At 69.7% G+C, this 26,485-nt stretch carries 27 protein-coding genes; 8 read left to right on the top strand and 19 right to left on the bottom strand.

Going from position 1 to position 26,485, the window contains the following annotated elements; all coding sequences use genetic code 11:
* Positions 1–2: 2 nt before the first annotated feature.
* Entirely contained in the window at positions 3–896 is an 894-nt protein-coding gene (locus tag OHA61_RS26535; RefSeq protein ID WP_324977522.1) for a metal ABC transporter permease, read from the top strand.
* A 55-nt stretch (positions 897–951) separates the two neighbouring features.
* Positions 952–1,389 (top strand): transcriptional repressor, encoded by a 438-nt coding sequence (locus tag OHA61_RS26530; RefSeq protein ID WP_324977521.1) that lies wholly within the window; start codon positions 952–954, stop codon positions 1,387–1,389.
* 368 nt (positions 1,390–1,757) lie between these two features.
* On the opposite strand, the gene OHA61_RS26525 is transcribed toward OHA61_RS26530, so the two are convergent.
* From OHA61_RS26525 to OHA61_RS26515, 3 genes are all read right to left on the bottom strand, one after another.
* Complete coding sequence (locus tag OHA61_RS26525; protein ID WP_361917115.1) at positions 1,758–2,603, bottom strand: isoprenyl transferase; 846 nt, start codon at positions 2,601–2,603, stop codon at positions 1,758–1,760.
* A gap of 14 nt (positions 2,604–2,617) precedes the next feature.
* The gene (gene recO / locus OHA61_RS26520; protein WP_406305126.1) at positions 2,618–3,364 is read right to left on the bottom strand and encodes a DNA repair protein RecO; all 747 of its coding nucleotides are present in this window, start codon (positions 3,362–3,364) and stop codon (positions 2,618–2,620) included.
* 101 nt (positions 3,365–3,465) lie between these two features.
* Positions 3,466–3,735 carry a DUF1905 domain-containing protein gene (locus OHA61_RS26515; RefSeq protein WP_266476529.1) on the bottom strand — a complete coding sequence of 90 codons (270 nt, stop codon included), beginning with the start codon at positions 3,733–3,735 and terminating at the stop codon, positions 3,466–3,468.
* 172 nt (positions 3,736–3,907) lie between these two features.
* On the opposite strand from OHA61_RS26515, the gene OHA61_RS26510 reads away from it, so the two are divergent.
* Positions 3,908–6,403 (top strand): SpoIIE family protein phosphatase, encoded by a 2,496-nt coding sequence (locus OHA61_RS26510; RefSeq protein WP_406305125.1) that lies wholly within the window; start codon positions 3,908–3,910, stop codon positions 6,401–6,403.
* 41 nt (positions 6,404–6,444) lie between these two features.
* Here OHA61_RS26510 and OHA61_RS26505 read toward each other — a convergent pair whose 3' ends face one another.
* On the bottom strand, positions 6,445–6,660 hold the full coding sequence (locus tag OHA61_RS26505; RefSeq protein ID WP_389374351.1) for a hypothetical protein: 216 nt from the start codon (positions 6,658–6,660) through the stop codon (positions 6,445–6,447).
* The gene (locus OHA61_RS26500; protein ID WP_361917105.1) at positions 6,657–6,836 is read right to left on the bottom strand and encodes a hypothetical protein; all 180 of its coding nucleotides are present in this window, start codon (positions 6,834–6,836) and stop codon (positions 6,657–6,659) included. The genes OHA61_RS26505 and OHA61_RS26500 overlap by 4 nt, the downstream gene beginning before the upstream one ends.
* Positions 6,837–7,011: 175 nt before the next feature.
* Here OHA61_RS26500 and OHA61_RS26495 point away from each other — a divergent pair, with 175 nt between their 5' ends.
* Both OHA61_RS26495 and OHA61_RS26490 read left to right on the top strand, forming a co-directional pair.
* Positions 7,012–7,845, top strand: a complete 834-nt coding sequence (locus OHA61_RS26495) for a Scr1 family TA system antitoxin-like transcriptional regulator (protein ID WP_406305124.1) — start codon at positions 7,012–7,014, stop codon at positions 7,843–7,845.
* Positions 7,827–8,123, top strand: a complete 297-nt coding sequence (locus tag OHA61_RS26490; RefSeq protein ID WP_406305123.1) for a DUF397 domain-containing protein — start codon at positions 7,827–7,829, stop codon at positions 8,121–8,123. Before OHA61_RS26495 ends, OHA61_RS26490 begins: the two co-directional genes overlap by 19 nt.
* On the opposite strand, the gene OHA61_RS26485 is transcribed toward OHA61_RS26490, so the two are convergent.
* Positions 8,047–8,889 (bottom strand): hypothetical protein, encoded by an 843-nt coding sequence (locus OHA61_RS26485; RefSeq protein WP_406305122.1) that lies wholly within the window; start codon positions 8,887–8,889, stop codon positions 8,047–8,049. The genes OHA61_RS26490 and OHA61_RS26485 overlap by 77 nt on opposite strands.
* 305 nt (positions 8,890–9,194) lie before the next feature.
* On the opposite strand from OHA61_RS26485, the gene OHA61_RS26480 reads away from it, so the two are divergent.
* Complete coding sequence (locus OHA61_RS26480) at positions 9,195–10,556, top strand: FAD-dependent oxidoreductase (protein WP_406305121.1); 1,362 nt, start codon at positions 9,195–9,197, stop codon at positions 10,554–10,556.
* A gap of 192 nt (positions 10,557–10,748) precedes the next feature.
* Here OHA61_RS26480 and OHA61_RS26475 read toward each other — a convergent pair whose 3' ends face one another.
* Together OHA61_RS26475 and leuA are read right to left on the bottom strand one after the other, a co-directional pair.
* A complete protein-coding gene (locus tag OHA61_RS26475; protein WP_406305120.1) occupies positions 10,749–11,441 on the bottom strand; it encodes a TerB family tellurite resistance protein in 693 nt (230 codons plus the stop codon).
* Between the two features lie 202 nt (positions 11,442–11,643).
* Complete coding sequence (gene leuA / locus OHA61_RS26470) at positions 11,644–13,404, bottom strand: 2-isopropylmalate synthase (protein WP_406305119.1); 1,761 nt, start codon at positions 13,402–13,404, stop codon at positions 11,644–11,646.
* A 363-nt stretch (positions 13,405–13,767) separates the two neighbouring features.
* Here leuA and OHA61_RS26465 point away from each other — a divergent pair, with 363 nt between their 5' ends.
* Both OHA61_RS26465 and OHA61_RS26460 read left to right on the top strand, forming a co-directional pair.
* The gene (locus tag OHA61_RS26465; protein WP_324977500.1) at positions 13,768–14,835 is read left to right on the top strand and encodes a M4 family metallopeptidase; all 1,068 of its coding nucleotides are present in this window, start codon (positions 13,768–13,770) and stop codon (positions 14,833–14,835) included.
* Positions 14,836–14,860: 25 nt separating this feature from the next.
* Positions 14,861–15,127, top strand: a complete 267-nt coding sequence (locus OHA61_RS26460) for a protealysin inhibitor emfourin (RefSeq protein ID WP_324977498.1) — start codon at positions 14,861–14,863, stop codon at positions 15,125–15,127.
* A 314-nt stretch (positions 15,128–15,441) separates the two neighbouring features.
* Here the strand turns inward: OHA61_RS26460 and era are convergent, their stop codons facing one another.
* The 11 genes from era to OHA61_RS26405 all read right to left on the bottom strand — a co-directional run bounded on the left by era (position 15,442) and on the right by OHA61_RS26405 (position 26,301).
* Positions 15,442–16,392, bottom strand: coding sequence for a GTPase Era (gene era, locus OHA61_RS26455; protein WP_389374360.1), 951 nt, complete (start codon positions 16,390–16,392; stop codon positions 15,442–15,444).
* Between the two features lie 11 nt (positions 16,393–16,403).
* The gene (locus OHA61_RS26450; RefSeq protein ID WP_406305118.1) at positions 16,404–17,354 is read right to left on the bottom strand and encodes a WxL protein peptidoglycan domain-containing protein; all 951 of its coding nucleotides are present in this window, start codon (positions 17,352–17,354) and stop codon (positions 16,404–16,406) included.
* A 56-nt stretch (positions 17,355–17,410) separates the two neighbouring features.
* Positions 17,411–18,787: a beta-xylosidase gene (locus OHA61_RS26445; protein ID WP_406305117.1), complete on the bottom strand. Its 1,377-nt coding sequence runs from the start codon at positions 18,785–18,787 to the stop codon at positions 17,411–17,413.
* A gap of 202 nt (positions 18,788–18,989) precedes the next feature.
* Positions 18,990–19,343, bottom strand: a complete 354-nt coding sequence (locus tag OHA61_RS26440) for a cytidine deaminase (protein WP_266476499.1) — start codon at positions 19,341–19,343, stop codon at positions 18,990–18,992.
* 44 nt (positions 19,344–19,387) lie between these two features.
* Positions 19,388–20,116, bottom strand: a complete 729-nt coding sequence (locus tag OHA61_RS26435) for a hypothetical protein (RefSeq protein WP_406305116.1) — start codon at positions 20,114–20,116, stop codon at positions 19,388–19,390.
* 356 nt (positions 20,117–20,472) lie between these two features.
* The gene (locus OHA61_RS26430; protein WP_389374342.1) at positions 20,473–20,826 is read right to left on the bottom strand and encodes an MmcQ/YjbR family DNA-binding protein; all 354 of its coding nucleotides are present in this window, start codon (positions 20,824–20,826) and stop codon (positions 20,473–20,475) included.
* Positions 20,823–22,121, bottom strand: coding sequence for a hemolysin family protein (locus tag OHA61_RS26425; RefSeq protein ID WP_389374341.1), 1,299 nt, complete (start codon positions 22,119–22,121; stop codon positions 20,823–20,825). The genes OHA61_RS26430 and OHA61_RS26425 overlap by 4 nt, the downstream gene beginning before the upstream one ends.
* A complete protein-coding gene (ybeY, locus tag OHA61_RS26420) occupies positions 22,118–22,615 on the bottom strand; it encodes an rRNA maturation RNase YbeY (RefSeq protein ID WP_266476494.1) in 498 nt (165 codons plus the stop codon). The genes OHA61_RS26425 and ybeY overlap by 4 nt, the downstream gene beginning before the upstream one ends.
* 12 nt (positions 22,616–22,627) lie before the next feature.
* Positions 22,628–23,644, bottom strand: coding sequence for a PhoH family protein (locus OHA61_RS26415; protein WP_324977474.1), 1,017 nt, complete (start codon positions 23,642–23,644; stop codon positions 22,628–22,630).
* A gap of 152 nt (positions 23,645–23,796) precedes the next feature.
* Positions 23,797–24,906 carry a PfkB family carbohydrate kinase gene (locus OHA61_RS26410; protein WP_361918463.1) on the bottom strand — a complete coding sequence of 370 codons (1,110 nt, stop codon included), beginning with the start codon at positions 24,904–24,906 and terminating at the stop codon, positions 23,797–23,799.
* Positions 24,907–25,002: 96 nt separating this feature from the next.
* Positions 25,003–26,301 carry a glucarate dehydratase family protein gene (locus tag OHA61_RS26405; protein ID WP_406305115.1) on the bottom strand — a complete coding sequence of 433 codons (1,299 nt, stop codon included), beginning with the start codon at positions 26,299–26,301 and terminating at the stop codon, positions 25,003–25,005.
* Between the last annotated feature and the right edge of the window lie 184 nt (positions 26,302–26,485).

Genomic DNA, 26,485 nt, shown 5'->3' with positions numbered 1-26,485 from the left:
TCATGGAAATCCTCGAGACAGCCTTCATGCAGCGGGCGCTCATCGCCGCCCTGCTGGTCGGCATCACCGCCCCCGCCATCGGCATCTACCTGGTGCAGCGCCGGCAGGCCCTGATGGGCGACGGCATCGGCCATGTCGCGATGACCGGTGTCGGCCTCGGCTTCCTGCTGTCGACCAACCCGATCTGGATGGCGACGGTCGTCTCCGTCGTCGGCGCGGTCACGATGGAACTGATCCGGGCGTACGGGCGCACGCGCGGCGACATCGCGCTGGCGATGCTCTTCTACGGCGGTATGGCGGGCGGTGTCCTGCTGATCAACATCTCGGACACCGGCTCCACGGCGAATCTCAGTTCGTTCCTGTTCGGCTCGCTGTCCACGGTCTCCGACGCGGACCTCACCGCGATCTCGCTGCTCGCCGCGTTCGTGGTGCTCGTCTCGCTGGGGCTGCGGCGGCAGCTGTTCGCCGTGAGCCAGGACGAGGAGTTCGCGCGGGTGACCGGACTTCCGGTGCGCTGGCTGAATCTGCTGATCGCCGTCACCGCGGCGGTCACGGTGAGCGTGGCGATGCGTGTCGTCGGGCTGCTGCTGGTCAGCGCTCTGATGGTGGTCCCGGTGGCCGCGGCCCAGCAGATCTCCCGCTCCTTCAAGGCGACCTTCACGGTGGCCGTGGCTATCGGAGTCGCCGTAACTCTGGCCGGAACCACCACCTCCTACTACCAGGACGTGCCGCCAGGAGCGACGATCGTACTGATGGCCATCGGGGTCTTCGTGGCGCTGACCGCGCTGGCGACACCGCTGGCGAGGCGGCGTGCACGCACACTGGAGGCGAACGCGGCACAGTGCACGGCGGACGTGCCGGGCACCCGGCAGGCCGGCGACGACGTCAAGGTCTGATCGCGGGCCTGACAGAATGGCCCGACGGATGTGCGGGCGAAGCGAGGAGGCAGCTGTGGTGACGGCGCCAACCGGCGGGAACACGGCCCCAGTGCGAGGCCGGTCGACCCGGCAGCGCGCCGCGGTGGCGGCGGCGCTCGACGAGGTGGACGAGTTCCGCAGCGCGCAGGACCTGCACGACATGCTCAAGCACCGCGGCGACTCGGTCGGCCTGACCACGGTCTACCGGACCCTTCAGTCGCTGGCGGACGCGGGCGAGGTGGATGTACTGCGCACGTCCGACGGCGAGTCCGTCTACCGCCGCTGCTCGACGGACGACCATCACCACCACCTGGTGTGCCGCGTCTGCGGCAAGGCGGTGGAGGTGGAGGGCCCGGCGGTGGAGCAGTGGGCCGAGACGGTGGCGTCGCAGCACGGCTATGTGAACGTGGCGCACACGGTGGAAATCTTCGGCACCTGCGCGGACTGCGCGGTCGCGACGCCGGAGTCCTGACGGTTCCACGCGGGGCGCGGGTCCCTTCGCGGGGCTCGGCGGTCCGGGGCTCGGGCGTCGGGCTCGCCCGGCACGCTGGGGCGCGGGGGTCCGGGCCTCGGGTTGCGGGCTCGCACGGTGCCGGGCGCACCGTCTGGGCCGCTACGGAACCGGCGCACCCCGCGGCGCGAAGCTGCCGCCAAGGGGGTCTGGGGCGTCAGCCCCCACGTCAACCTCTCCCCCGGGGGTCTGGGGGCGAAGCCCCCAGTTTCGGGATGGGGGTACCTCCCACGGCCGCCAGGCCGTAGGGGCGGGCGGGGTGGGGGACAACCCCCGCCCGCACCGCGAACGCCCGCACCCCAACCTGGCCCCCAGGCGAAGCCCCCGCCTCAGCCAGCCGTACCCTCCGGCCGACCCCGCATCGCCTCCAGCTCCTCGTTCGGAATCGCCCCCCCGAAGCGACGGTCCCGCTGCGCGTACTCCAGGCACGCCCGCCACAGGTCCCGCCTGTCGAAGTCCGGCCACAGCACGTCCTGGAACACCATCTCCGCGTAACTGCTCTGCCAGATCAGGTAGTTGGACGTCCGCTGTTCGCCGCTCGGCCGCAGGAACAGGTCCACGTCCGGCATGTCCGGGTAGTACAGGTACTTCGCGAAGGTCTTCTCGTTGACCTTCGACGGGTCGAGCTTGCCCGCCGCCACGTCCCGCGCGATCGCCTGCGCCGCGTCCGCGACCTCCGCGCGCCCGCCGTAGTTGACGCAGAAGTACAGCGTCATGGCGTCGTTGTTCTTCGTCTGCTCCTGCGCGATCTGGAGCTCCTGGACGACGGACTTCCACATCTTCGGCATCCGGCCGACCCAGCGGATACGGATGCCCAGCTCGTCCATCTCGTCGCGCCGGCGCCGGATGACGTCCCGGTTGAAGTTCATCAGGAAGCGCACCTCGTCGGGCGAGCGCTTCCAGTTCTCGGTGGAGAAGGCGTACAGCGAGAGGTTCTTGACGCCCATCTCCAGGCAGCCCTTGAGCACATCGAGGACGACGCCCTCGCCGACCTTGTGCCCCTCGGTGCGCGGCAGCCCGCGCTCCTTGGCCCAGCGGCCGTTGCCGTCCATGACGCACGCCACATGGCCTGGCACCAGCTCGCCGGGGATCTTCGGCGGGCGCGCGCCGGACGGGTGCGGCTCGGGGACCTTGTACTCGCGGCGGGACCGGCCCAGGATTCCGCGTCGTGCCATGCGGCTCACATCTCCTATTTCTCTACGTACCTCAGCGAGCGCAGGCCGCGCTCCAAGTGCCAGTGCAGATAGGCGGACACCAGCCCGCTGCCCTCCCTGACGTGGCGCGCCTCGCACGCGTCCGCCGTGGGCCAGTCGCCGGTCAGCAGCGCGCTGAGCAGACCGATGGCCTCCGCAGAGGGTACGACGCTGCCGGGCACCCGGCAGTCGCCGCATATGACGCCGCCGGCGGCGGCGGAGAAGAACCGGTTCGGCCCGTGCATGCCGCATTTCGCGCAGTCCTCGAAGCTGGGCGCGTAGCCGTTGACGGCGAGGGAGCGCAGCAGGAACGCATCGAGGATCAGGTGCGGCGCGTGCTCGCCACGGGCGAGGGTGCGCAGGGCGCCGACGAGGAGCAGGTACTGCTGGACGGCCGGCTCGCCCTCGTGGTCGGTGAACCGCTCGGCGGTCTCCAGCATCGCGGTGCCCGCGGTGTAGCGGGCGTAGTCGGTGACGATGCCGCCACCGTACGCGGCGATGGTCTCACTCTGGGTGCACAGGGGGAGCCCGCGCCCGACGAGTTCGCTGCCGCGGGCGAAGAACTGCACGTCCACATGCGAGAAGGGCTCCAGCCGCGCCCCGAACTTGGACTTGGTCCGCCGCACGCCGCGTGCGACGGCCCGCACGCGCCCGTGCCCGCGCGTGAGCAGCGTGATGATGCGGTCGGCCTCGCCCAGCTTCTGGGTGCGCAGGACAACGCCGTCGTCACGAAAAAGACTCATCGCGCGCCCCCACGGGTGTCCGGCCGGGGGGCCGGGGGGTCACGGAACAGGCTCATGCAGCCATTGTCCCGTACGGACAACGGCCGCCCGCCATCGGATCGTCAATCCTCCACGCGCTCCTCAAGACGTACGGTCACCGAGTCCCCCGCCTCCTTCCCGATCGCCTTGCGCACGTCCGCCTTCACGGGCAGCTTGTGCGTGCCGTCGCCGAGGGCCATGAAGGAGCTCCGGAACGGATGACCGTCGATCGTCCCCCTGACCTTGACCAGGCCCCGGGTGCCGAAGTACTCGACCGACTCGGGCCACACCAGATACGTCCAGCCGCCCTTCTCAGGGCTCTTCTGCAGCGTCGCGCTGAATTGTTTGTCCATGCGGATAGGACGGCCCGAGGCGGGCAAACTCATCGCCCCCTCCCGATCGGTGCGGCGTCCGTCGGGTTTCGCACCGAACCATTCCATAGAAGAATTGGGCAGACACCCCTGACGTGCGGGCCACGCCACCATTGCAGCGATCGGGGCCAGCGTGTCGTCCAGCGATACCAGGTTGAGTACGCATCCCTTCGGCACCACGAACGCCGACGGCAATGCGGAACGTGACGATGCACTGGCTGAAGCCGTCCTCAAAGCCGTCGAGGTGACCGGGGCGCATGCGGCGAGCGTGTTCCTGGTCTCGCGCAACCGTCAGACGCTGATACTCGCCGCGGCGGCCGGGATGCCGCCTTCCCTGCTCGGCGGCTGGCGGCGGATTCCTGTGAACAGTGGCATTCCCGTGGCGGAGGCGTTCCGCTCCGGGCGGACGGTCCATCTGGTCGACGCCGAAGACACCATGCGGCGTTTTCCTCAGCTCGCGGTCGCGTTGCCCTACCCCTTCGGCTCCGCCTCCGTACCGGTCACGGCGGGGCAGGAGGCCTTTGGTTCCATGGCCGCGGTGTGGGCCGCCAGGTCCGGAGGGGAAGGGCTGTCCAAGGCCCAGCGACGTCAGTTGCGTACCGCAGCCGGCCGCCTCGGCGCAGCACTCGCCCATCTGAACGCGCGCGGCGTCGACGTCGGGTACGAAATGGAGACCGGCCCGCTGGAGGTCCCGGTACCTTCCCCGTCAGCGGTACGGGTGGGCCTGTTCGACTGGAACCTCGCCACCGGGGCCCTGGAGGCGGACGCCACCGTGTGCGCGGCCTTCGGCCTCACCCCGGGCGAGTACGACGGACGAGCGGCCACGCTGGAGGCCAAGGTGCACCCCGCGGACCGTCCCGGTTTCCGCGGTGCCGCCCGTGCCGCACTCAAGAACGGCCGCGTCCTCGCCCAGAGTCTGCGCGTGCCGGAGAAGGGCGGCGGGCACCGCACCATCGAGCTGTGGGGCCGGGTACCCGAACCCGACGCCGCCCCCAAGTCGCGGCCCCACCTGGTGGGCGGGGTCCTCGACCTCGGATCCGGTATGGCCGCCGTCGCGGCGATAGAACGGCTCGCGGACGGCTTCTTCGCGCTCGACCGCGAGGGGCGTGTGGCCTACGCCAACCACAGCCTGGTGCGGCTGTTGCACGTACGCAGGGAGGATCTGGTGGGCCGCCGCCCCTGGGACGTTGTGCCGTGGCTGGCCGATCCCGCCTACGAAGACCGTTTCCGGGCCGCCAGGGTCTCCCAGCAGCCCGTCTCCTTCCTGGCCCGCTCCCCCGACCGGTGGCTCGTCTTCTCGCTCCGCCCGGATGCCCAGGGCCTGACCGGCTGGGCCGCCCCGGCCGGACAACCGGTCCCGGCCGGAGCCGAGCCCGGGGCACCCCTCGATGAGGCAGGAGGAGCCGCTCCGTCCTCTTCGCGGCTGACGCCGGCGCCCCTGGGCGCCATCTATCGCGTCCTTCAGATGAGCAGCGCCCTGACCGAGGCGGTCACCGCGCGCGAAGTGTGCGACGTCGTCGCCGACCAGCTCATGCCCGCCGTCGGCGGTGACCGACTGGCGATGCTCGTGGTGCACGAGCGGCACGTACATCTGCTGTCGCAGCGTGGCTACCGTGAGAACTTTCTGGAGCGGTTCGAGGGCCTGCCGCTGCATGACGCGGCCCGGGAGCCCGTGACCGGGGCGCTGACCTCCGGGGTGCCGCTGTTCATCGAATCGCGGGAAGAGTTCAATGCGTCCTATCCCGAGCTCCAGCCCGAGTCCAGCTCCTTCGTGTTCCTGCCCCTGATCGCCTCCAGCCGTCCCGTGGGTGCCTGCATCATGGGCTTCGACGAGGTCCACCGGTTCTCCGACGAGGAACGGAGCCTCCTCACCGCGCTGAGCGGGCTGATCGCCCAGGCACTGGAACGTGCCAGGCTCTACGACGCCGAATTCACCCTCGCCCGGGGCCTGCAGAACGCGCTGCTTCCGCACCGGCTGCCCGTACTGCCGGGCGTCCGCGTCACCGGCAGGTACCTGCCTGGTACGCGCGGGATGCACATCGGCGGTGACTGGTACGACGTGATCCCCACGGACCGTGGCGTCGTGCTGGTCGTCGGGGACGTCGAGGGCCACAACGTCGCTGCCGCAGCCGCCATGGGCCAACTCCGAAGCGCGGTACGGGCCTTCGCCTCCGCGGGCCACCGGCCGAGCGATGTGATCGCCAGTACCAACCGGCTGCTCATCGACCTCGACCCCGGGCTCCTCGCGAGTTGCTGTTACGTCCTCCTCGACCCGGGGCCGGGAGTCGCGCACGTGGTGCGCGCGGGCCACTGCCAGCCCCTCCTGCGCCGACCCGACGGGCACACCGACATCCTGGATCTGCCGGGCGGCCTGCTCCTCGGAGTGGAACGCACCGCCGACTACCCGGAATCGGAGCTGACTCTTGTGCCCGGCTCGGTGCTGGCCCTCTACACGGACGGACTGATCGAGACACGCGAGTCCGACATCGGTGTGGGCACGGACCGGCTACGGAGCTTGCTGGCCCATGCTGCTGCGGGCTCCCTCGAAGAACTGGCCGACGCACTGCTGCGGGACGCCCGCCAGTCCCCGAACCGCATGGACGACATCGCGCTGCTGCTCACCAAGTACACCCGCGCCTCGCCGCCTTAGCCCCCCGCCGGGTCAGCGGAAGCGGGCACCGGACGGCCACTTCAGGTCACCTCGCCCCGGCTGCGCGCGTTCACGTACGCCGTCGTCGCACTGATCCGCTCCACCGCGGTCGCGAGCCGCACCGCGTCCGGCTCGCACTCCCACTCCCGGCCCCCGCCGACGGGTCTCAGCAACAGTCGCGCCCCCGCCTCCCCCATGAGCCGGCCCACCCTGCCGGTGCGCATGTCGACGACGTACGTCCCGATGGGCCCGGTCACCGTGCCGCGCCGCCTTCCTTCGGCAGTACTGCCGTGAGCATGCGGACCACGTCGACGGTGCAGCGCCCCAATTCGACCAGGGGACAGGGCGCCTCCCGTGCGTACGAGGCGGGCTCCAGGCGCAGTGACGGCAGGGTGATGCCGTAGCGCTCCAGGGCCGTCCGTAAATTGTTCACAGCTTCCTCCGCCTCTTCGATGCATTCCATCGAGTGCCGCGGGTTTTCCTTGCTCGCCATGACTGCCCTTCCCGATCCGGATTCGCCTTTCGCATTACAACTGTGAGGGCTCGCAGCTACGCTCAACAGAGGGCCGCGCACTACAACTGGGCAGCAGTAACAAGGGGTTTGATCCATGGCCAATGGTTCACGGCAGGCGGCTTGGGAGTTCTTCGGTGCCGAGTTGAAGCGGCTCCGGGAGGACGCGGGAATCACTCAGGCGGCCCTGGGGGCAAGCGTTTTTGTGTCGGGAGGTTACATCGGCCAATTCGAACAGGCCATTCGGAAGCCGCAATTGGATGTGGCTCAGCGGATCGATGAGACGCTGCAAACCGGAGGCTTTTTCGAGCGGATGTGCCGGAAGCTGATCAATAGCTCGCGGTACGCGGACTACTTCGCGGCTGCGGCGGAGCTTGAGGCTCTCGCGACGAGGATCAGCGAGTTCGCGCCCACCGTCGTCCCAGGACTCCTCCAGACCGCGGAGTACGCCCAGGCGGTCGTTCTGGCCAGCAATCCGCTCGCCTCCGAGGAGTACGTCCAGGAGACGGTCAAGGCACGGATAGACCGCGCCCAGATCCTGAAGGACGCTGCACGGCCCGTGTATTGGGCGATCCTGCACGAGACCGCTCTGCGGATCCCCGCGGGCGGCCCTGTCGCCATGGCGCGCCAGCTGGACCACATCGCGGCGCTGGTGCGCGAGCGCAAGACCCTGATCCAGGTGCTGCCGTACGCGGCCGGTGCGTACCCACAAATGGGCAAGATGCTCACGCTCATGGAGTTCGAGGACGCCCCGCCAACTGCCTATACGGAGGCCGTGTATTCGGGGAATCTGCTGGACGATCCGGCGGTGGTGAAGCGGACACAAGCGGCCTACGATCTGCTGAGGGCCGCCGCGTTGTCGCCGGAGGCGTCCCTGGCCCTGATCGAATCGGCGGCGGAGGACTTCAGACGATGCGTGAGTGCGACCTGAGCACCGCCCAGTGGCGCAAGAGCAGCTACAGCGACGGGCACGGCGGCGACTGCGTCGAAGTGGCTTACGACTTCCCGGGCGCCGCCTGGCGCAAGAGCACGCACAGCGACGGCGACGGCGGTAGCTGCGTGGAAGTCCTCGACAACGTCCCCGGCGTCGTCCCCGTCCGCGACAGCAAGAACCCCAACGGCCCCGTCCTCGTCATCGGAGCCGCCAGCTGGACCTCTTTCGTTGAGGGTGTTCGCCGCCAGGCGGGGTCATCTCCACGTCCTTGTTGATGGCGCGGGCCATGATCACCCCGATGAGGATCAACCCGACGCTGAACCAGGACGCCGCCGCGTCGAAGATCAGGGAGACGACGCCCACCGGGATGATCAGACCCGCCAGCGGGGTCAGCAGGTTGCGCACCGGCGGTGGGGTCCCGGCGCCGTGGCTGCGGGCGCGGACGACATGGGGGTACCACTCCGAGAAGCTCATCGCGGTGACCATCGCCGCGATCTGAATGATCCAGGTGGTCCAGAGGTTGTCCGGGTTGTGCAGGACGAGGTCGCCGAAGCCGCCCGCGAGGGCTGCCACGAGGAACGCCGTTCCCCAGACGCCGGTGATCACATAGTTGATGTGGAGGAACTCCGGCGACTTCCAGTACTCGGGGCCGACCCGTTCGCGCCCGTACTGCATCGTGAACGGCACCCGTACCGCCATGGAGCCGAAGGCGATGACCACCAGCGTGAGGTTGGAGATCTCGCCCGCGTAGGTGTCGAGCCATCGATAGGTGCCGGGCGACGCGGCGACTCCGACGGTGGCCAGGGCGGCGAAGAAGACGACGCCCGCCACTTCGAGGATCTTGAGCGAGATGCCGCGGTAGAGCATCCGCCCCGCGCAGAAGAGCACGACCGCCAGGGCGAGGGCGAGGCCCACCGCCAGTCCGAAGCGGCCGGGGCCGACGAGGACCGAGAAGGCGATCCACGGGGACAGGCCGACGATCGGGCTTTCCAGCGCGGCGTCGAGACGGCCGCCGGGTGCCGTGCGTGAGGCAGGGTTCATGGCGGGGGCCCCTTCGCCGGGCAGATCCTCCTGCACTCCAGCGTGCCGCGAGATCCCCCGCCGCGCTACACCGGTGGGCCGGGGGCGCCGAGGGTGGCCGGAGAACTGGAGGTTAGGGTGTCCTTACCCCGCCCCTCCCGGGTGCCGGGTCATAGATCAGGCTTATGGGTCCATAGGTGCAGGGCGGGTACCGCGGTGGGAGCGCCGTTGCCAGGGTGGCGTACGAGAGTCGGCTCCCTCCGCACGCGCCTGGCCGTCTCACTCGCCGGGTCACGCCCGTGGACATCGTTCGAAGGGAACCATTCATGCCCCGCCCTCTGCGGATCGCGATCGTCGGTGCCGGCCCCGCCGGAATCTACGCCGCCGACGCCCTGCTGAAGTCCGAGGCCGCAGTCGAGCCCGGTGTGTCCATCGACCTCTTCGAGCGGATGCCCGCGCCGTTCGGCCTCATCCGGTACGGCGTCGCGCCCGACCACCCGCGGATCAAGGGCATCATCACCGCACTCCACCAGGTGCTCGACAAGCCGCAGATACGCCTCTTCGGAAATGTCGACTACCCGAGCGACATCGCCCTGGACGATCTGCAGGAGTTCTACGACGCGGTGATCTTCTCCACCGGCGCGGACGCGGACCGGGACCTCGACATACCCGGCATCGAGCTGGACGGCTCGTACGGCGCCGCGGACTTCGTGTCCTGGTACGACGGGCACCCCGATGTGCCGCGCACCTGGCCGCTGGAGGCGGAGAAGGTGGCCGTACTCGGCGTCGGCAATGTCGCCCTCGACGTGGCCCGCATCCTGGCCAAGACCGCGGACGAGCTGCTGCCGACCGAGATCCCGCCGAACGTGTACGACGGCCTGAAGGCCAACAAGGCCTTCGAAGTGCACGTGTTCGGGCGGCGCGGCCCGGCGCAGGCCAAGTTCAGCCCGATGGAACTGCGGGAGCTCGACCACTCGCCGAACATCGAGGTGATCGTCGACCCCGAGGACATCGACTACGACGACGGCTCCATCGCCACCCGCCGCGCCAGCAAGCAGGCGGACATGGTCGCGAAGACCCTGGAGAACTGGGCGATCCGCGACGTCGGCGACCGTCCGCACAAGCTGTTCCTGCACTTCTTCGAGTCCCCCGTCGAGGTCCTCGGCGAGGACGGCCGGGTGGCGGGGCTGCGTACGGAGCGGACGCGGCTGGACGGCACGGGCAACGTCACCGGTACCGGCGAGTTCCACACCTGGGACGTGCAGTCCGTCTACCGGGCGGTCGGCTATCTCTCCGACGAACTGCCCAAGCTGCCCTTCGACTTCATCAGCGGGACCGTGCCGCACGAGGGCGGCCGCGTCATCGAGGCCGGCGAGCACCTCCAGTCGACGTATGTGACGGGCTGGATCAAGCGCGGCCCGGTCGGCCTCATCGGCCACACGAAGGGCGACGCGAACGAGACGGTCGCGAACCTGCTCGACGACCACGCGGGCGGGCGGCTGCGTGTTCCGGCTGCGCCGGAGGAGGAAGCGGTCGTCAACTTCCTTGAGGGGAAGGGCGTTTCGTACACCACGTGGGAGGGCTGGCACCGGCTGGACGCGGCGGAGCGGGCGCGGGGTGAGGCGGAGGGGCGCGAGCGGGTGAAGATCGTGGAGCGCGAGGAGATGCTGCGGGCGAGCGGGGCCTGACCCTGCGGGCCGCTGGGGCTCCGCCCCAGACCCCGCGCCTCAAACGCCGGCGGGGCTGGATGTGCGGCCGAGCCGCACATCCAGCCCGTCCGGCGTTTGAGGACATTCGGCCGAAGGTCGCATACGGGGTCCAGGGGCGAAGCCCCTTGGTTACGGGAAGGGGCGGGGTGGGGGCAAGCCCCGCGCAGCGGACTAGAACGGCGCCCGCGCCGTGGCAAGCAGCCGCGCCGTATCGTCCGCGCACAGCTGCAGCGCCGTACCGACCGTCGTCAGCACCTCCCGCTCCGCCGCGCTGTACGGCCCGTCCGCGAGTGCGATGCGTGCCCCCTGGAGCAGGATCGACTCCCGCCCCGCGGGCGCCAGATGCGGTGCGAGCGGCTCCAGCGCCTCGTGCAGTTCGATCGCGAGGGCCGCGCCGTAGGGCCCGGTGTCGGTGACGAAACGGCCGGTGTCCGCGGCCAGCGCCTCGATCAGGCCGGTGAGCTGGTCCTCCGTGCAGTCGTCGAGCCCGGCAGCGCGGACCGTGGCGACGGCGGTCTCCCTGACCGGGCGGGAGGAGGTGCCGCCGGAGGCGAGGACGGCCAGAGCGACGGTGTGGACGGCGTCACGGAGCATCGCGGAGAAGCGGGCGGTGGTGGGGTGGTCGAGGGCTTCCGTGCCGAAGTGGCCGTGGCAGGCGGCGCATTCGACGACCGGGCCCGCGAAGCCGCGCGGCAGCAGGGGCACACCGAGGAAGGTGAAACGGCGGCGGCCGGTGCGGCGGCGGTAGTTGCGGTCGCCTCCGCAATCGGGGCAGAAGAACTCACCGTCCCCCACAGTGTTCCAAGAGGTATGAACGCCGCAGACCAGCAATTTTCGGCCGAACAATCCCCGGTCTGGCTGCACCTCGCACCTCCGAAACGCTCCGGCAACATTGCCGCATTGGCGTGATGTTAGCCACATCGGTGATGTCGCGTCAGCACCCCCGGCAGCAGAGCGCCGGGACATGGCCGATTCCCTCGCCTGTCGCCCGCACACACGAACGCCGGACAGGCTTGTTTTCAAGCCTGTCCGGCGATCAGGACCGGACCTCGGTTGTCCGGGGGTACTAGCGCGCCGCGCGGTTGACGGCCGAGACGACCGCCTTCAGTGACGCACGCGTCGTGTTCGCGTCGATGCCGATGCCCCACAGCACCTTGCCGTCGATCGCGCACTCGATGTACGACGCGGCCTGCGCGGACGCGCCCTCGCTCATCGTGTGCTCCTGGTAGTCCAGCAGCCGCGCGTCGACGCCCACCGCGTTCAGCGCCTCGAAGAACGCGGAGATCGGGCCGTTGCCGGTGCCGGTCAGGACCGTCTCGGCGCCGTCCACGACCGCCTCGACGGTCAGGGTGTCGACGCCGTCCTTGTCGGTCGTCGTCTGGCCGGAACTCAGCTGGATACGGCCCCACGCGTTGCCCGGGTTCGGCAGGTACTCGTCCTGGAAGACCGACCAGATCGCCTTCGGCGTGACCTCCCCGCCCTCGGAGTCCGTCTTCGCCTGGATGATCTTCGAGAACTCGATCTGCATCCGGCGCGGCAGGTCCAGCTTGTGCTCGTTCTTCAGGACGTATGCGACACCGCCCTTGCCCGACTGGGAGTTGACCCGGATGACCGCCTCGTAGGAACGGCCGACGTCCTTGGGGTCGATGGGCAGATACGGCACGGCCCACTCGATGTCGTCCACCGTCTTGCCCTGGGCGGCCGCGTCGGCCTCCATGGCGTCGAAGCCCTTCTTGATGGCGTCCTGGTGGGAGCCGGAGAAGGCCGTGTAGACCAGATCGCCCGCGTAGGGGTGGCGCGGGTGGATCTCCATCTGGTTGCAGTACTCGCTCGTACGGCGGATCTCGTCGATCTGCGAGAAGTCGATCTGCGGGTCGACGCCCTGCGAGAACAGGTTCATGCCCAGCGTCACCAGGTCGACGTTGCCGGTGCGCTCGCCCTGCCCGAACAGACAGCCCTCGATACGGTCGGCCCCTGCCATGATCGCCAGTTCGGCGGCGGCGACGGCGGTGCCGCGGTCGTTGTGCGGGTGGACCGACAGGCACACGTGCTCGCGGCGCGACAGATGGCGCGACATCCACTCGAAGCGGTCCGCGTGCGTGGAGGGAGTCGAACGCTCCACCGTGGCAGGCAGGTTGAGGATGATCTCGCGGCCTTCCTCAGGCTGCCACACGTCGCAGACGGCCTCGCAGACCTCCAGCGCGAAGTCCAGCTCGGTGTCGGTGAAGATCTCCGGGCTGTACTGGTAGCCGAAGGTCGTCTCCGGGCCCAGCAGCTTCTCGGCGTACTCCATCACCAGCCGGGTGCCGTCCACGGCGATCTGCTTGATGTCGTCCTTCGAGCCGCGGAAGACGACCCGGCGGAAGGTGGGCGCGGTGGCGTTGTACAGGTGCACGGTCGCGCGGTGGGCGCCGACGACGGACTCCACGGTGCGCTCGATCAGGTCCTCGCGCGCCTGGGTGAGGACGGAGATCGTCACGTCCTCGGGGATCGCGCCCTCTTCGATGATGGAGCGTACGAAGGCGAAGTCGGTCTCGCCGGAGGAGGGGAAGCCGACCTCGATCTCCTTGTAGCCCATGCGGACCAGGAGGTCGAACATCTCGCGCTTGCGGGCGGGCGACATCGGGTCGATCAGGGCCTGGTTGCCGTCGCGCAGATCGGTCGACAGCCAGCGGGGGGCCCTGGTGATCCGCTTGTCGGGCCAGGTGCGGTCGGGGATGTCCACGGCCTCGTACTGCCCGTACTTGTGGATGGGCATCCCGGACGGCTTCTGGGTGTGGGTCGCGTTGGTGACGGGCGTGGGGCGACCGACAGAGTTGTCAGACATTTGCGTAGGGCTCCTCGGGGTCCATCAAGTAGGACGGCCGACTGAGTCGAAGCAGCACCAGATCCCGCGGGGAGGGGGTCGGCCTACGACTACAGGCCCTCGCCGCGGCAGCTAAGAAGAAGCAGCCCGAAACGCATGATGCGCAGCAGCGTAGCCCAGTGAGGGCGGGGACGGAGGTGCCGTATCAGTATGCGGGACACGACTCTACAAACGGACAAATAGTGACGTACCGCACTTGGGCGCCATATCAGCGGTACACCAGTGGCCCCCGTCGCGGACGCCAGTCCTCCGTTATCACTCCATTTCACTAATCATGGTGGCAACTAGTGACAGCGTCATGACCCAGTGCCACAGTCCGGGGGCATGGACGCCAACGCCCGCCGGGTCAACCCGGTCTTCTGCACCATCGTGCCGCCGCATGTCCTCGACAAACTGGCCCGCGCCGAGGACCCCGCCATCGCCGACCCAGCCGCCCGCACCCTCGAGCACGACGCCCTCCAGCGCACCCGCCGCCGTCTCACCACGGTCCGCGGCCTCGCCCCGAGCGTCACCGGCACGGTGTCGGACAAGCCGAACCGCACGATCTACGACGCCGAACACCAGGAGACGGTGCCGGGCAGGAAGGTCCACTCCGAGAGCGACCAGCCCGCCCAGGACGCCACGGTCAACCGCGCCCACGCGGGCCTCGGCGCCACGTTCGAGCTGTATCTGAAGGCGTACGGCCGCCACTCCATCGACGACTCCGGCCTGCCGCTCAACGCGACCGTCCACTACGGCGAGAACTACGACAACGCCTTCTGGGACGGCGAGCGGATGGTCTTCGGCGACGGCGACAACGATCTGTTCCTGGACTTCACCCTGCCGGTGGACGTGATCGGGCACGAGCTCACGCACGGAGTCACGCAGTACACCGCGAACCTGGAGTACTTCAGCCAGTCCGGCGCGCTGAACGAGTCCATGTCGGACGTCTTCGGCTCACTGATCAAGCAGTTCTCCCTCGGCCAGAGCGCCGACCAGGCCGACTGGCTGATCGGCGCGGGCCTGCTGGGCCCCAATGTGTCGGGCATCGCGCTTCGCTCGATGAAGGAGCCGGGCACGGCGTACGACGACGACGTGCTCGGCAAGGACCCGCAGCCCGCGACGATGGAGGACTACGTCAGGACCGGTCGCGACAACGGCGGCGTCCACATCAACTCGGGGATCCCGAACCACGCCTTCTATCTGGTCGCCACCGCGCTGGGCGGCAACGCGTGGGAGCGGGCGGGCCAGATCTGGTACGACGTGCTGACCGGCGGACAGCTCTCCACGACCGCGCAGTTCACCGACTTCGCGGCCCTGTCGGTGGCGGCGGCCCGCGCGCGCTACGGCGAGGGCGCGGAGCAGGAGGCTCTGCTGAAGGCATGGTCCCAGGTCGGGGTGCCTACCAACTGAGGCGTTCTCGTACTAGACAGGACCCATGCGTATCCAGGTAAGGCGCACAGGAGGATTCGCCGGCATCGAACGGTTCGCCGAGGTGGACACCTCGGGTCGGACCGACGCGAGCGAATGGCGTGCCCTGGCCGAGCGGGCGATGGCCGAGGGCCGGGGCACGCCGCCGGTGGGGGTGCCGGACGGGTTCAGCTATCAGATCACCGTGGACGGGCGGACCGTCCACTGCGCCGATCCGCGTCTGTCGCAGGCGCAGCGGGAGCTGATCTCGCGGGTACTCAAGGAAGGTGCGTGACGGGACGGGTCGCCTGCGGCGGGCTTGTTCCCCGACCCGCCCTCCCCCTACGGCCTGGCGGCCGTGGGAGGTACCCCCATCCCGAACTGGGGCTCCGCCCCAGACCCCCGAACGCGCTTCGCGCGTGTCCTCAAACGCCGGACGGGCTGACATGTGCGGCCCAGCCGCACATCCAGCCCCGTCGGCGCTTGAGGCGTGGTCCCGGGCGCGAAATTCAGCCCCGCCGGCGTTTGAGGCGCGGGGTCCGGGGCGAAGCCCCGGTTAAGGGAACGGGCGGGGTGGGGAACAGCCCCGCGCAGCGGACCCGCGCAGCGTCAGAAGCCCAGCTTCCGCAGCTGCTTCGGGTCCCGCTGCCAATCCTTCGCGACCTTCACATGCAGGTCCAGGAACACCGGCGTCCCCAGCAGCGCCTCGATCTGGTGGCGGGACTTCACCCCGACCTCCTTCAGGCGCTTGCCCTTCGGGCCGATGATGATGCCCTTCTGGCTCGGGCGCTCGATGTAGACATTCGCGTGGATGTCCAGCAGCGGCTTGTCCGCCGGGCGGTCCTCCCGCGGCAGCATCTCCTCGACGACCACCGCGATCGAGTGCGGCAGCTCGTCCCGTACGCCCTCCAGCGCGGCCTCGCGGATCAGCTCCGCGACCATGACCTGCTCGGGCTCGTCGGTGAGGTCGCCCTCCGGGTAGAGCGTCGGGCCCTCGGGCAGCAGCGGGATGAGCAGGTCCGCCACCAGCTTGACCTGTTTGTCGCCGACCGCGGAGACGGGGACGATCTCCGCCCACTCCATGCCCAGCTCCTTGCCGAGCCGGTCGATCGCGATCAGCTGTTCGGCGAGGGTCCTGGAGTCGACCAGGTCGGTCTTGGTGACGATCGCGACCTTCGGGGTCTTCTTGATCCCGGCGAGCTCCTTGGCGATGAAGCGGTCACCGGGGCCGAGCTTCTCGTTCGCCGGCAGGCAGAAGCCGATCACGTCGACCTCGGCCCAGGTGGTGCGCACGATGTCGTTCAGCCGCTCGCCGAGCAGCGTGCGCGGCTTGTGCAGGCCGGGGGTGTCGACCAGGATCAGCTGCGCGTCGGGGCGGTGCACGATGCCGCGCACGGTGTGCCGGGTCGTCTGGGGCCGGTTGGAGGTGATCGCCACCTTCTGGCCGACCAGAGCGTTCGTGAGGGTGGACTTGCCCGCGTTGGGGCGGCCCACGAAGCAGGCGAAGCCTGCCCGGTGGGGGGCGTTGTTCTCATCTGTACGAGCGCTCATGGCGCCCATTGTCCCTGATGTCACGCGCCCCCGGTTACGCGCGTACGCCGCCGGTGCACCCTGACCCACACCCCGGCCCCCGCCGCGGCAGCCGCGAGCAGCAGTGCGACCAGCCAGGGCAGCGCGAAGAAGGAGACCCCGGCCGACTCGCGCACATCCCGCGCGCTGGCTGTGAGCTTCACCTCGCCCCATTCGAGCTGGGGTGCGCCCGACCAGCGTTCGGTGAGGCGGATCTTCTGGCGGGGCAGCAGTTCGGAGGGGATCTTCTTCAGGTCGCGGCTCAGCAGGTCGCGCCCGAACAGGCCCTCGGCCTTGAGGGCGACTTTGGGGTTGAGGGTGACGTTGCCGCGGTTGTAGAGGGTGTACGAGATGAGCGCGCTGCTCTCGCCGGTGCCCGGGACGAGGGGCTGGTTGTGGGTGAACTTCACGTCCTCCACGGAGAGCGCGGCCACGGTGGGGCCGCCCACCCGCAGATAGACGCGGGCGCCGACGGCCTGCTGGATGCCCACGGCGACCGAGCCGGTCGCGGCGCCGATTCGCTCGTCGAGGGCGACCAGGGCGCCGGGGTGGTCGCCGGGCTCGGCGTCGTCGGGGACGGTGAGGGTGTAGGGCACGGTGACCGAGCTGTTCGCCGGGACGGTGACCCGCTCGCGCTGGGGCTTGGCCCAGGCACCGACGCCGCGCTGCTTCTCGCCGCGGGTGCGTACGGCGAAGCCGCCGTCCCGTTCGGTGTTGTACGCGTCGGCCGCGTACAGCCGGAAGGTCAGCGGGGCCGCGGTCTTGTTGGTGACCGTCACCTGGTCGGTGAGGGTCGTGCCGGGATCGGCCGAGAGATAGAAGTAGGGCCGCCCGCCCAGTTGCGAAGCGGCGGGGTAGACGGACCAGTTGCCGTTGTCGGCGGCGCGCGCGGTTCCCTGTCCGTACAACAGCATGGCGAGGACGGGCAGCACGATGACGTAGAGCTTGCGCATGAAACCCCCCACGGGCCGAGGCGGGCCGACCGGGTGCGCGCCCGGCCCGCCGGGTGTCAGGTGAGCGTGAGGGTCAGGACGCCGGAGTACGCGCCGGGGGCGGTGTACGCCGGGACGTTCAGCGAGACCTTCGCGTCCACGGTGAACTCGCCTCCGGTGAGCGCCCCGTTGGGGGTGGAGGCCAGGGTCGCGCCCGCGCTGCCGACGGCTCCCGCCGATCCGGCCACGCAGGTGCTGGGGCTGCCGGGCTTGGTGGTGCAGGCCGGAGTCCAGCCGAGCTTTCCGGCGTCGATCTTTCCGCCGGGTCCGGTGAAGTCGGTGACCTTGCCGGTCAGGGACCAGCCCGCGGGCCCGCCGCGGAAGTCCTTGACCGTCACCGTCTTCAGATCGCCGGTCGATGCCCCGCCCGTGCCGAAGTCGACCGCCGACATGGCGACGGTGTCACCGGCCTGGGACATGGACAACGTGCCTGCCGCGACGGAGGAGTTGAGCTTCTGGCTGTTGCCGGGCAGCGGGGTGTCGTCGATGACGGTGTACGCCGCCGGGCCGGCGCCCTTCTCCGCCGACCAGGCACTGCCCTCGTACGCGACGATGCCTGTGGTCGCCTTGTCGTTGACCGCGAGAGGTGCCGTGAAGCCGCCTGCCGCGTTCGCCTTGACGGTTGTCTTGTCGGCGGTCTCGGCCGCTCCGGCCCGGCCGACGACGGTGATGTCGGCGAGCGGAGTGAACTTGGCGCCGGTGACGGTGACGCTGTCGCCGGGCTTGCCGGAGGCCGTCGCCAGCTGGATGGAGCGCTCATTGGCCCCGGGCTGGTCCGTCGCGGTGATCGTCTCGGAGACGGGTGCGGGCGGACTGATGACTGTGCAGGGGGTGTCCAGCTCCATGATGTAGCTGGTGTGGATGTTGTAGTCGCCGGGCGAGAGGGTGATCGAGCCGGGCGCGGTGACCGTGAACGTGCCGGTCATCGAGAACGGCGGGAAGGCGCCCTTGCCGGGGACCGGCGGGTTCTTCTTGGGTCCGGTGACCGTGACGCTTCCGGCCTGGGCGCCGCCGAGGGCGACCTTGCCACTGGGCGTCATGATGTCGGCGGGCAGCGCGAGGTCGACCGGGTTGCTGGCCGCGGGCTTGGTGACGGTGTAGGTGACGGTGACGGTGTCGCCGACCTTCGGTGCGGCCTTGTCGACGGTGATCTGGGCGGTCGTGGTGCCGTCGATGGGCGGGATACCGGCGATGGGCGGCGGTACGCAGTGGGTCGCGAAGTCCACCGGTGCGGATGCGGCGGCCAGCGCGTGCGCGGGTCCGGCGAGTGCCGCCGTACCGGCGACAAGGGCGACCGCTCCCAGGGCGGCGGTCCAGCGCCGCGCCCGGCCGGTGAACCGACCGGTGGATCTTCGGGTGGGCCGGGGTACTGATCTTCGGGTGGCCGTAGCCATGATTGCCCCCTTCTGAGGAATGCCGGGGGCTATTGACGTGTCATGGCCGAAAGAAGTCAATGGAATCGAAATGCACCGTCTGATGACCCATCAGATACTGTCAAGATCCGCATTTCCGCAGGCAGAAAGGGGAATCGGCGCCACCGGTTGATGACGCCGACCCCTGTCACATTCGTACTGTCACGCCCGCCGGCGCGTGCGGTCAGCCCGCGGCCACGGAGGACTTGAGCTCCCCGTCGGGACCGGCGAGCAGCACCGGCGTCCCGGGCCCGCCCAGATCACGCACCGCCGCGCGGTCCGCGTCGGAGGCGGCGTCCGCCTCGGAGACGACGGCCGCGGCCTCCAGGGACTGCGCGCCGCTGGCGACGGCCATGGCGACGGCGGTCTGGAGCGCACTGAGCCTGAGCGACTCCAGAGCCACGGTCCCGGCGACATAGGTACGCCCGGTCTCGTCCCGTACGGCCGCACCCTCGGGCACACCGTTGCGGGCCCGGGCGCTTCGCGCCAGCGTAATGATCTTGCGGTCCTCGGGATTGAGGTCGGTGCTCTGCGTCATGCCCCGAGCATAGATCGGCGGAGCGGCCGGGGTGCGGACACGAGCTAGCCCTGGACGCCCTTGACGAACTTGTCGCCGATCAGCTGGACCATGTTCTCGAAGCTCTTCTGCGCGGCGGCGTCGCCGGTGTTCACGTACGCAACGCGGGTGGCGCCGGTGCCCTGGTGGGCCACCAGCAGATTTGCCTTGATCTCCACACCGGGGCCGAACACGATGGCCATCTGGAAGGCGTGCGACTCCTCGCCGACCTTCGGGGCGTCCAGCTTCTTGATCTTGACGGGGACCTTCTGGCCCTCCATGTCGAAGGGGACGCTGGTGCACGTTTCCAGCGCCGTGCCAATGGCCTTGGTGAAGTCGGCGGCGCCCGTGCCCGCGAACGTGAAGACCTGCTGGCTCAGCTCGGTCTTGCCGTCGGCCTGCTTGAAGTCGACGTCGCTGCCCTTGGTGGCGCCCTTGATCTCGTCGCCCATCATGTCGGCGATGGGCTGGCAGCTGGGCTGGTCGGCCTTCGGCGCCGGGTCGTCGCCGGCGGAGACCTTGTTGGACTTCCAGCCGGCCGGCAGGTCCTTGAGCTCCACCGTGGCGGCCGTCATCTGAGCGGCCGTCAGCGGCGTGGTGGCCGCAGGCTCCTCCGTCTTGGTCCCCTGCGGCTTGGCCGCATCCGTCGTGGCAGGCTTCTTGTCATCGCCGGACGAGCTCTGGCATGCCGCCGCGGTGAGGCTCAGCGTCGAAACGGCGACGGCGGCGATGACGCCGCGCATGCGGGTACGCATCAGCAGTAACTCCCCTTGAATCGGGCTCAAAACGCTCGTGGGGAGCTTCCCCCCTCCCCTTTTTCACGGGCAGAGGATACACATCCGCACAGGTCAGCCAGCCGCCGGGTGGTCCGCGAACCAGCCGCCTGCGGCGGGGCTGTTCCCCTACCCGCCCCTTCCCGAACTGGGGGCAAGCCCCCAGACCCCCGAACGCGCTTCGCGCGTGTCCTCAAACGCCGGACGGGCTGAAATGTGCGGCCCAGCCGCACACTCCAGCCCCGTCGGCGTTTGAGGCGCGGGGAGGTTGGGGGTCCCCCCGGACGGAGTCTGGGGGAGGGCGGGGTGGGGAACAAGCCCCGCCGCAGGCGCAAGCCTTACGCCCGGTCCAGGCGGAGCCGGACCGTCTTTGGGAGGCCCGCGACCACCAGGTCGTAGGAGTCTTCGATCAGCTCACGGACCAGCCGGTCCGGCAACTCCCCCACCGTCACCGTGTTCCAGTGGCGCTTGTTCATGTGATAGCCCGGCACAATCGCCGCGTGATCGGCGCGCAGCTGAACCGCAATCTCCGGCTCACACTTGAGATTCACCTTCAGCGGCTCCGCATCCAGCGCACTCAGCGCGAAGAGCTTCCCGTGCACCTTGAACACCGACACCTCGGGCCCGAACGGAAACTCCTCCACCGCCGCGCCGAATTCCAGGCAGAACGCCTTCAGTTCCTTCGCCTTCACGCCGCCGCTCCCCCCTCCGGCCGCTTCGGCAGCGGCTCCGCAAGCACCGTCACGATCTTGTTCCGGCGGCCCGCCGGAGACTCCGCCGTCAGTCGCAGCTCGCGGCCGTCCGGCAGGTCGACCACCGCGGACGCGCCCGCGATCGGGACCCTTCCGAGCGCCTTCGCCAGGAGGCCGCCGACCGTCTCCACGTCCTCGTCGTCGAGTTCGTCGAGGCCGTAGAGCTCGCCGAGGTCCCCGATGTCGAGCCGGGCGGTCACCCGGAAGCGTCCATCGCCGAGTTCTTCGACCGGCGGGAGTTCACGGTCGTACTCATCGGTGATCTCGCCGACGATCTCTTCCAGGATGTCCTCGATGGTGACGATCCCCGCCGTGCCGCCGTACTCGTCGATGACGACGGCGACATGGTTGCGCTCCTGCTGCATCTCGCGCAGCAGATCGCCCGCGTTCTTGGTGTCGGGCACGAACGCGGCGGGCCTCATCGCCGTCGACACCAGGTCGGACTCGGAGTCGCGGTTGATGTGTGTCTTGCGGACGAGGTCCTTCAGGTACACGATCCCGACGATGTCGTCCTCGTTCTCCCCGGTCACCGGGATCCGGGAGAAGCCGGAGCGCAGCGCCAGCGTCAGGGCCTGGCGGATGGTCTTGTAGCGCTCGATGCAGACCAGATCGGTCCGCGGGACCATCACTTCGCGTACGAGGGTGTCGCCGAGCTCGAAGACGGAGTGCACCATCCGGCGCTCGTCGTCCTCGATCAGGGACTCCTGCTCGGCGAGGTCGACCATGGCCCGCAGTTCCGCCTCGCTCGCGAACGGGCCCTTGCGGAAACCCTTTCCGGGCGTGAACGCGTTGCCGAGCAGGATCAGCAACTGCGGGATGGGACCCATGATCCTGGCGAGCGGCAGCAGGACGTACGCCGCGGCCGTCGCGGTGTTCAGCGGGTGCTGGCGGCCGATGGTGCGCGGTGAGACGCCCACGGCGACGTAACTGACGAGGACCATCACGCCGATGGCGACGGCCAGCGCCTCCCAGGTCTCGTCGAACTCCTGCAGGCAGGCGTAGGTGACAAGGACCCCTGCCGCCATCTCGCAGGACACCCGCACCAGCAGGGCGACGTTGAGATAGCGGGTCGGGTCGCCGGCGACCTGTGCCAGCTTGGCGGAGCCGCGGCGCCCGGAGCGGACGGCCTCGGCGGCGCGGAAGCTGGAGGTGCGGGCGATGCCCGCCTCGGCGCAGGCGGCCAGCCAGGCGACGACGACCAGCAGGATCGCGCCGAAGATCAGTTGGCCGCTCATGAGACGGTCGGCGCCGGGGACGGACCGGAAAGGCCCTTCTCCGCCCGCCAGCCGTCGACGATCGCAGCCTGGAGCCCGAACATTTCAGCCTTCTCGTCCGGCTCCTCGTGGTCGTAACCGAGCAGGTGCAGCACTCCGTGGACGGCCAGAAGCTGGAGCTCCTCGTCCATGGAGTGCTGCGTCTCGGCCTCTTCGCCCTGCTTCTTGGCGACTTCGGGACAGAGCACGATGTCACCGAGGAGCCCCTGCGGGGGCTCCTCGTCGTCCTTGACCGGCGGACGCAGCTCGTCCATCGGGAAGGACATGACGTCGGTCGGACCGGGCAGGTCCATCCACTGGATGTGCAGTTGCTCCATGGCCTCGGCGTCCACGACGATCACCGAGAGCTCGGAGAGCGGGTGGATACGCATCCGCGCGAGCGCGTAGCGGGCGATGTCGAGGATCGCCTGCTCGTCGACCTCGGTTCCGGACTCGTTGTTGACGTCGATCGACATGGCGCGCTTTTGCTACTTCCCGTTTTGGATGTCGTACTTCTCGTACGCGTCGACGATACGGCCGACGAGCTTGTGCCGTACGACATCCTGCGACGTGAGCAGCGAGAAGTGCACGTCGTCGACGCCGTCCAGGATGTCCCGGACCTGGCGCAGACCGCTCTTCGTGCCGCTCGGAAGGTCCACCTGGGTGACGTCGCCCGTGATGACGATCTTCGAGTCGAAGCCGAGCCTCGTCAGGAACATCTTCATCTGCTCGGGGTTCGTGTTCTGCGCCTCGTCGAGAATGATGAAGGCGTCGTTCAGGGTCCGTCCTCGCATGTACGCCAGGGGCGCGACCTCGATCGTGCCCGCCGCCATCAGCCGCGGGATCGAGTCGGGGTCGAGCATGTCGTGCAGCGCGTCGTAGAGCGGGCGCAGATAGGGGTCGATCTTCTCGTAGAGCGTGCCGGGCAGGAAGCCCAGCCGCTCTCCCGCCTCGACGGCGGGCCTGGTCAGGATGATCCGGGTGACCTGCTTGGACTGCAGGGCCTGGACCGCCTTGGCCATGGCGAGATACGTCTTGCCCGTACCGGCGGGGCCGATGCCGAACACGACCGTGTGCTTGTCGATCGCGTCGACGTACCGCTTCTGGTTGAGGGTCTTGGGGCGGATGGTGCGGCCGCGGCTGGAGAGGATGTTCTGGGTGAGCACCTCGGCCGGGGTCTCGTCCGGTCCGTTGCCGTTCTCGCTCGCCTTGAGCATGGCGATCGAGCGTTCCACTGCGTCCTCCGTCATCGGCTGACCGGTGCGGAGCACCAGCATCATCTCGTCGAACAGGCGCTGGATCATGGCGACTTCCGCCGCGTCACCGACCGCGCTCACCTGATTGCCCCGGACATGGATGTCGGCCGCCGGGAAGGCCTTCTCGATCACGCGCAGCAGGGCGTCACCCGAACCCAGGACCGTCACCATCGGATGCTTGGCGGGGACGGTGAAGTGGGCTCGTGCCTGCCCCGGTGCTGGGCTCTGGGCTGTGGGTGTCTGAGTCATGGGCCGGCTCTGTGGCCTGCACATACCTCCCGTTGCAGGGTTCTCGCTGCTCGACAACCTCTGAGATACCCAGCGTACGACCTGGCACTGACAAGACCGAGGGCTTTTCCGCGGGGGTCCGTCCGCGGTCCGGCCGGGGCTCGTTCCCCGGCCTATGCGGAGCGGCCGAAGCCGATCGTCGGGACGGCCCTGCGCAGCGGCCAGGGCCTGGCCTGAGCGGGCAGCAGCGCTTCGAGGAAGGCGTACCGCTGCAGGGCCGCCGGATCCTGGTCGGCGACGCCCTGGACGTGCTGCCACCAGGCCGCGATCTCCGACCAGCCGGGCGCGGAGAGTGATCCGCCGAACTCCTGCACCGACAGGGCGGCGGTCAGCCCGGCGAAGGCGAGCCGGTCGGCGAGCGGCCAGCCGGCGAGAGTGCCGGTGACGAACCCGGCCACGAACACGTCGCCGGCACCTGTCGGGTCGAGCGCCTCCACCGCGATGGCCGGAACCTGGGCGCACTCGCCGGTCGCCCCGTCCACGGCGCACGCGCCCTCCGCACCCAGCGTGACGACGGCGACCGGGACGCGTTCGGCAAGGGCGCGGGCTGCGGCCAGGGGGCGGTCGGTGCGGGTGTAGCGCATCGCCTCCTCGGCATTGGGCAGGAAGGCCTCGCAGTGCTCCAGATCGGCGAGGTCCTGCGGGTCCCAGCGGCCGGTCTCGTCCCAGCCGACGTCGGCGAAGATGCGGGCGCCCTTGCGGGCGGCCTGCGCGATCCAGTCGGCCCGGCCGGGGGTCAGCGATGCCACGGCGGCGCGCGCGGGGGGCGGGCAGTCGGGGGCGGGCTCGGGCGGCGGTGCCTCGTGGCCGTGGGAGACCATCGTGCGCTCGCCCTCGTACGCCATGGAGACGGTGACGGGCGAGTGCCAGCCGGGGACGGTGCGGGAGAGGGAGAGGTCGATGCCCTCGCCCTGTTCGAGGGCGTCCCAGCAGTACTCGCCGTAGTGGTCGTCCCCGAAGGCGGCGGCGAGCGAGGTGCGCAGGCCGAGGCGGGCGAGAGCGGTGGCCATGTTGGCGACGCCGCCTGGGCTCGATCCCATGCCGCGGGCCCAGGACTCGGTGCCGCGTACGGGGGCGGAGTCGAGGCCGGTGAAGATGATGTCCAGGAAGACGTTGCCGGTCAGGTAGACGTCGCAGGCGGGATCCTCGGGCGTCCGCAGGCTCGCGAGCGGGTCGAGGCAGGCGGCCGCGTGGTCCCGTTGCTCACCGTGTCGAGTGCTCACCGTGCCGCTCCTGGTACGTGGTGCAGATCAGGCCAGTCTGCCTGATGGAGCGGCGCGTGTGCGGGTGCGGCGGGGTGGTTCCGGGCCCGTGCCCGGCTACCAGCGCGGCACGGGCGGTGCGGCCCAGCCCGGCTCGGCGACCCGCATCGCCGCCGCGTCGTCGCGTTCGCGCATCGTGCCGTCGTCCTCGAGCCAGCGCCGGTTCAGGCGGGCCAGCTTGTCCCGGTCGAGTTCCACGCCGAGCCCCGGCAGATCGCTGACAGCGAGGCGGCCGTCCTTGACGTCGAGGCGCTCGGTGATGACGTCCTCGGCCTGCCAGGGGTAATGGCTGTCGCAGGCGTGGTCGAGGTTGGGGACGACGGCCGCGACATGGGTCATCGCGGCGAGGCTGATGCCCAGGTGTGTGTTGGAGTGCATGGACAGGCCGACCCCGAACGTCCGGCAGATCGCGGCCAGTTCACGGGTGTTGCGCAGTCCGCCCCAGTAGTGGTGGTCGCAGAGCACGACCTGAACGGCGCCGCGCGTGAAGGCCTCCGGGATCTCGGCGAAGGTGGTCACGCACATGTTGGTGGCGAGCGGGACACCGGTGGCGGCCGCGACCGCGGCCATCCGGTCGGTGCCGCTCGCCGGGTCCTCCAGATACTCCAGTACGTCACCGAGTTCCTCCGCGACCCTCAGCGAGGTCTCGACCGACCAGGCACCGTTGGGGTCCAGCCGCAGGGGCTGTCCGGGAAACGCCTCGGCGAGCGCCCGTACGGCCGCGATCTCCCGGTCCGGCTCGAAGACGCCGCCCTTGAGCTTGAAGGAGGCGAAGCCGTACTCGCGCGAGAAGCGCCTGGCCTGGGCGACCACGCCCGCCGGGTCGAGCGCCGCGCCCCAGTCGTCCGGCTCCCCCGCCCCGCCCGGGTGTTCGGCCCAGCGGTAGAAGAGATACGCGCTGTACTCGACGGCGTCGCGCACCTTGCCGCCGAGCAGGGCGTGCACAGGCAGTCCGAGTGCCTTGCCGAGCGCGTCGAGGCAGGCGACCTCGAAGCCGGAGACGACGGAGAGCCGCAGCTTGTCGGCCGTCTGCACCCCGCGCAGACCGCCCGCGTCGACGGCGCCCGCGCCGGTGGCCTCGGGCGAGTCGCCGCACACGAGGTCGGCGAGCCGGTGCAGGCCGTTCACGTCACTGACCTGGCAGCCGGGCAGCGAGTCCGCCAAGGGGGCGGCCAGATCGAGGTACTTGGTGTCGCCATAGGTCTCGCCGACGCCGGTGACGCCGTCCGCCGTGACGACTTCGACGATGAGGCGGGGGGTGTACGGCTGGTGCACGCCCTGGGTGTTGAGCAGCGGGGGATCGGCGACGAGGATCGGGGTGAGCCGCACGTCGGTGATCGTGAGGTTGCGCGTCACCGCTGTCTCCCTATGTAGATGGCGTACATGGATGAGAACGGGATCGAGACTAGGTACGGGAACGGGGGCCGTCAATGGGACGTCGCGGCCGGGGCGGTACCGCTGCGCGGGCCTGTTCCCCACCCCGCCCCTTCCCGAACTGGGGCTCCGCCCCAGACCCCGCTCCTCAAACGCCGGAGGGGCT

The sequence above is a fragment of the Streptomyces sp. NBC_00885 genome (genome assembly GCF_045207475.1).
In the GTDB taxonomy this organism is placed as follows: domain Bacteria; phylum Actinomycetota; class Actinomycetes; order Streptomycetales; family Streptomycetaceae; genus Streptomyces.
This window is presented reverse-complemented; position numbering and strand designations above follow the sequence as displayed.

Coding starts and splice junctions, on each gene's coding strand:
- OHA61_RS26535 (WP_324977522.1), top strand. CDS start 3: ATGGAAATCCTCGAGACAGCCTTCATGCAGCGGGCGCTCATCGCCGCC.
- OHA61_RS26525 (WP_361917115.1), bottom strand. CDS start 2,603: ATGGCACGACGCGGAATCCTGGGCCGGTCCCGCCGCGAGTACAAGGTC.
- recO (WP_406305126.1), bottom strand. CDS start 3,364: ATGAGTCTTTTTCGTGACGACGGCGTTGTCCTGCGCACCCAGAAGCTG.
- OHA61_RS26515 (WP_266476529.1), bottom strand. CDS start 3,735: ATGGACAAACAATTCAGCGCGACGCTGCAGAAGAGCCCTGAGAAGGGC.
- OHA61_RS26495 (WP_406305124.1), top strand. CDS start 7,012: ATGGCCAATGGTTCACGGCAGGCGGCTTGGGAGTTCTTCGGTGCCGAG.
- OHA61_RS26490 (WP_406305123.1), top strand. CDS start 7,827: ATGCGTGAGTGCGACCTGAGCACCGCCCAGTGGCGCAAGAGCAGCTAC.
- OHA61_RS26485 (WP_406305122.1), bottom strand. CDS start 8,889: ATGAACCCTGCCTCACGCACGGCACCCGGCGGCCGTCTCGACGCCGCG.
- OHA61_RS26480 (WP_406305121.1), top strand. CDS start 9,195: ATGCCCCGCCCTCTGCGGATCGCGATCGTCGGTGCCGGCCCCGCCGGA.
- leuA (WP_406305119.1), bottom strand. CDS start 13,404: ATGTCTGACAACTCTGTCGGTCGCCCCACGCCCGTCACCAACGCGACC.
- OHA61_RS26465 (WP_324977500.1), top strand. CDS start 13,768: ATGGACGCCAACGCCCGCCGGGTCAACCCGGTCTTCTGCACCATCGTG.
- OHA61_RS26460 (WP_324977498.1), top strand. CDS start 14,861: ATGCGTATCCAGGTAAGGCGCACAGGAGGATTCGCCGGCATCGAACGG.
- era (WP_389374360.1), bottom strand. CDS start 16,392: ATGGGCGCCATGAGCGCTCGTACAGATGAGAACAACGCCCCCCACCGG.
- OHA61_RS26450 (WP_406305118.1), bottom strand. CDS start 17,354: ATGCGCAAGCTCTACGTCATCGTGCTGCCCGTCCTCGCCATGCTGTTG.
- OHA61_RS26445 (WP_406305117.1), bottom strand. CDS start 18,787: ATGGCTACGGCCACCCGAAGATCAGTACCCCGGCCCACCCGAAGATCC.
- OHA61_RS26440 (WP_266476499.1), bottom strand. CDS start 19,343: ATGACGCAGAGCACCGACCTCAATCCCGAGGACCGCAAGATCATTACG.
- OHA61_RS26435 (WP_406305116.1), bottom strand. CDS start 20,116: ATGCGTACCCGCATGCGCGGCGTCATCGCCGCCGTCGCCGTTTCGACG.
- OHA61_RS26425 (WP_389374341.1), bottom strand. CDS start 22,121: ATGAGCGGCCAACTGATCTTCGGCGCGATCCTGCTGGTCGTCGTCGCC.
- ybeY (WP_266476494.1), bottom strand. CDS start 22,615: ATGTCGATCGACGTCAACAACGAGTCCGGAACCGAGGTCGACGAGCAG.
- OHA61_RS26415 (WP_324977474.1), bottom strand. CDS start 23,644: ATGACTCAGACACCCACAGCCCAGAGCCCAGCACCGGGGCAGGCACGA.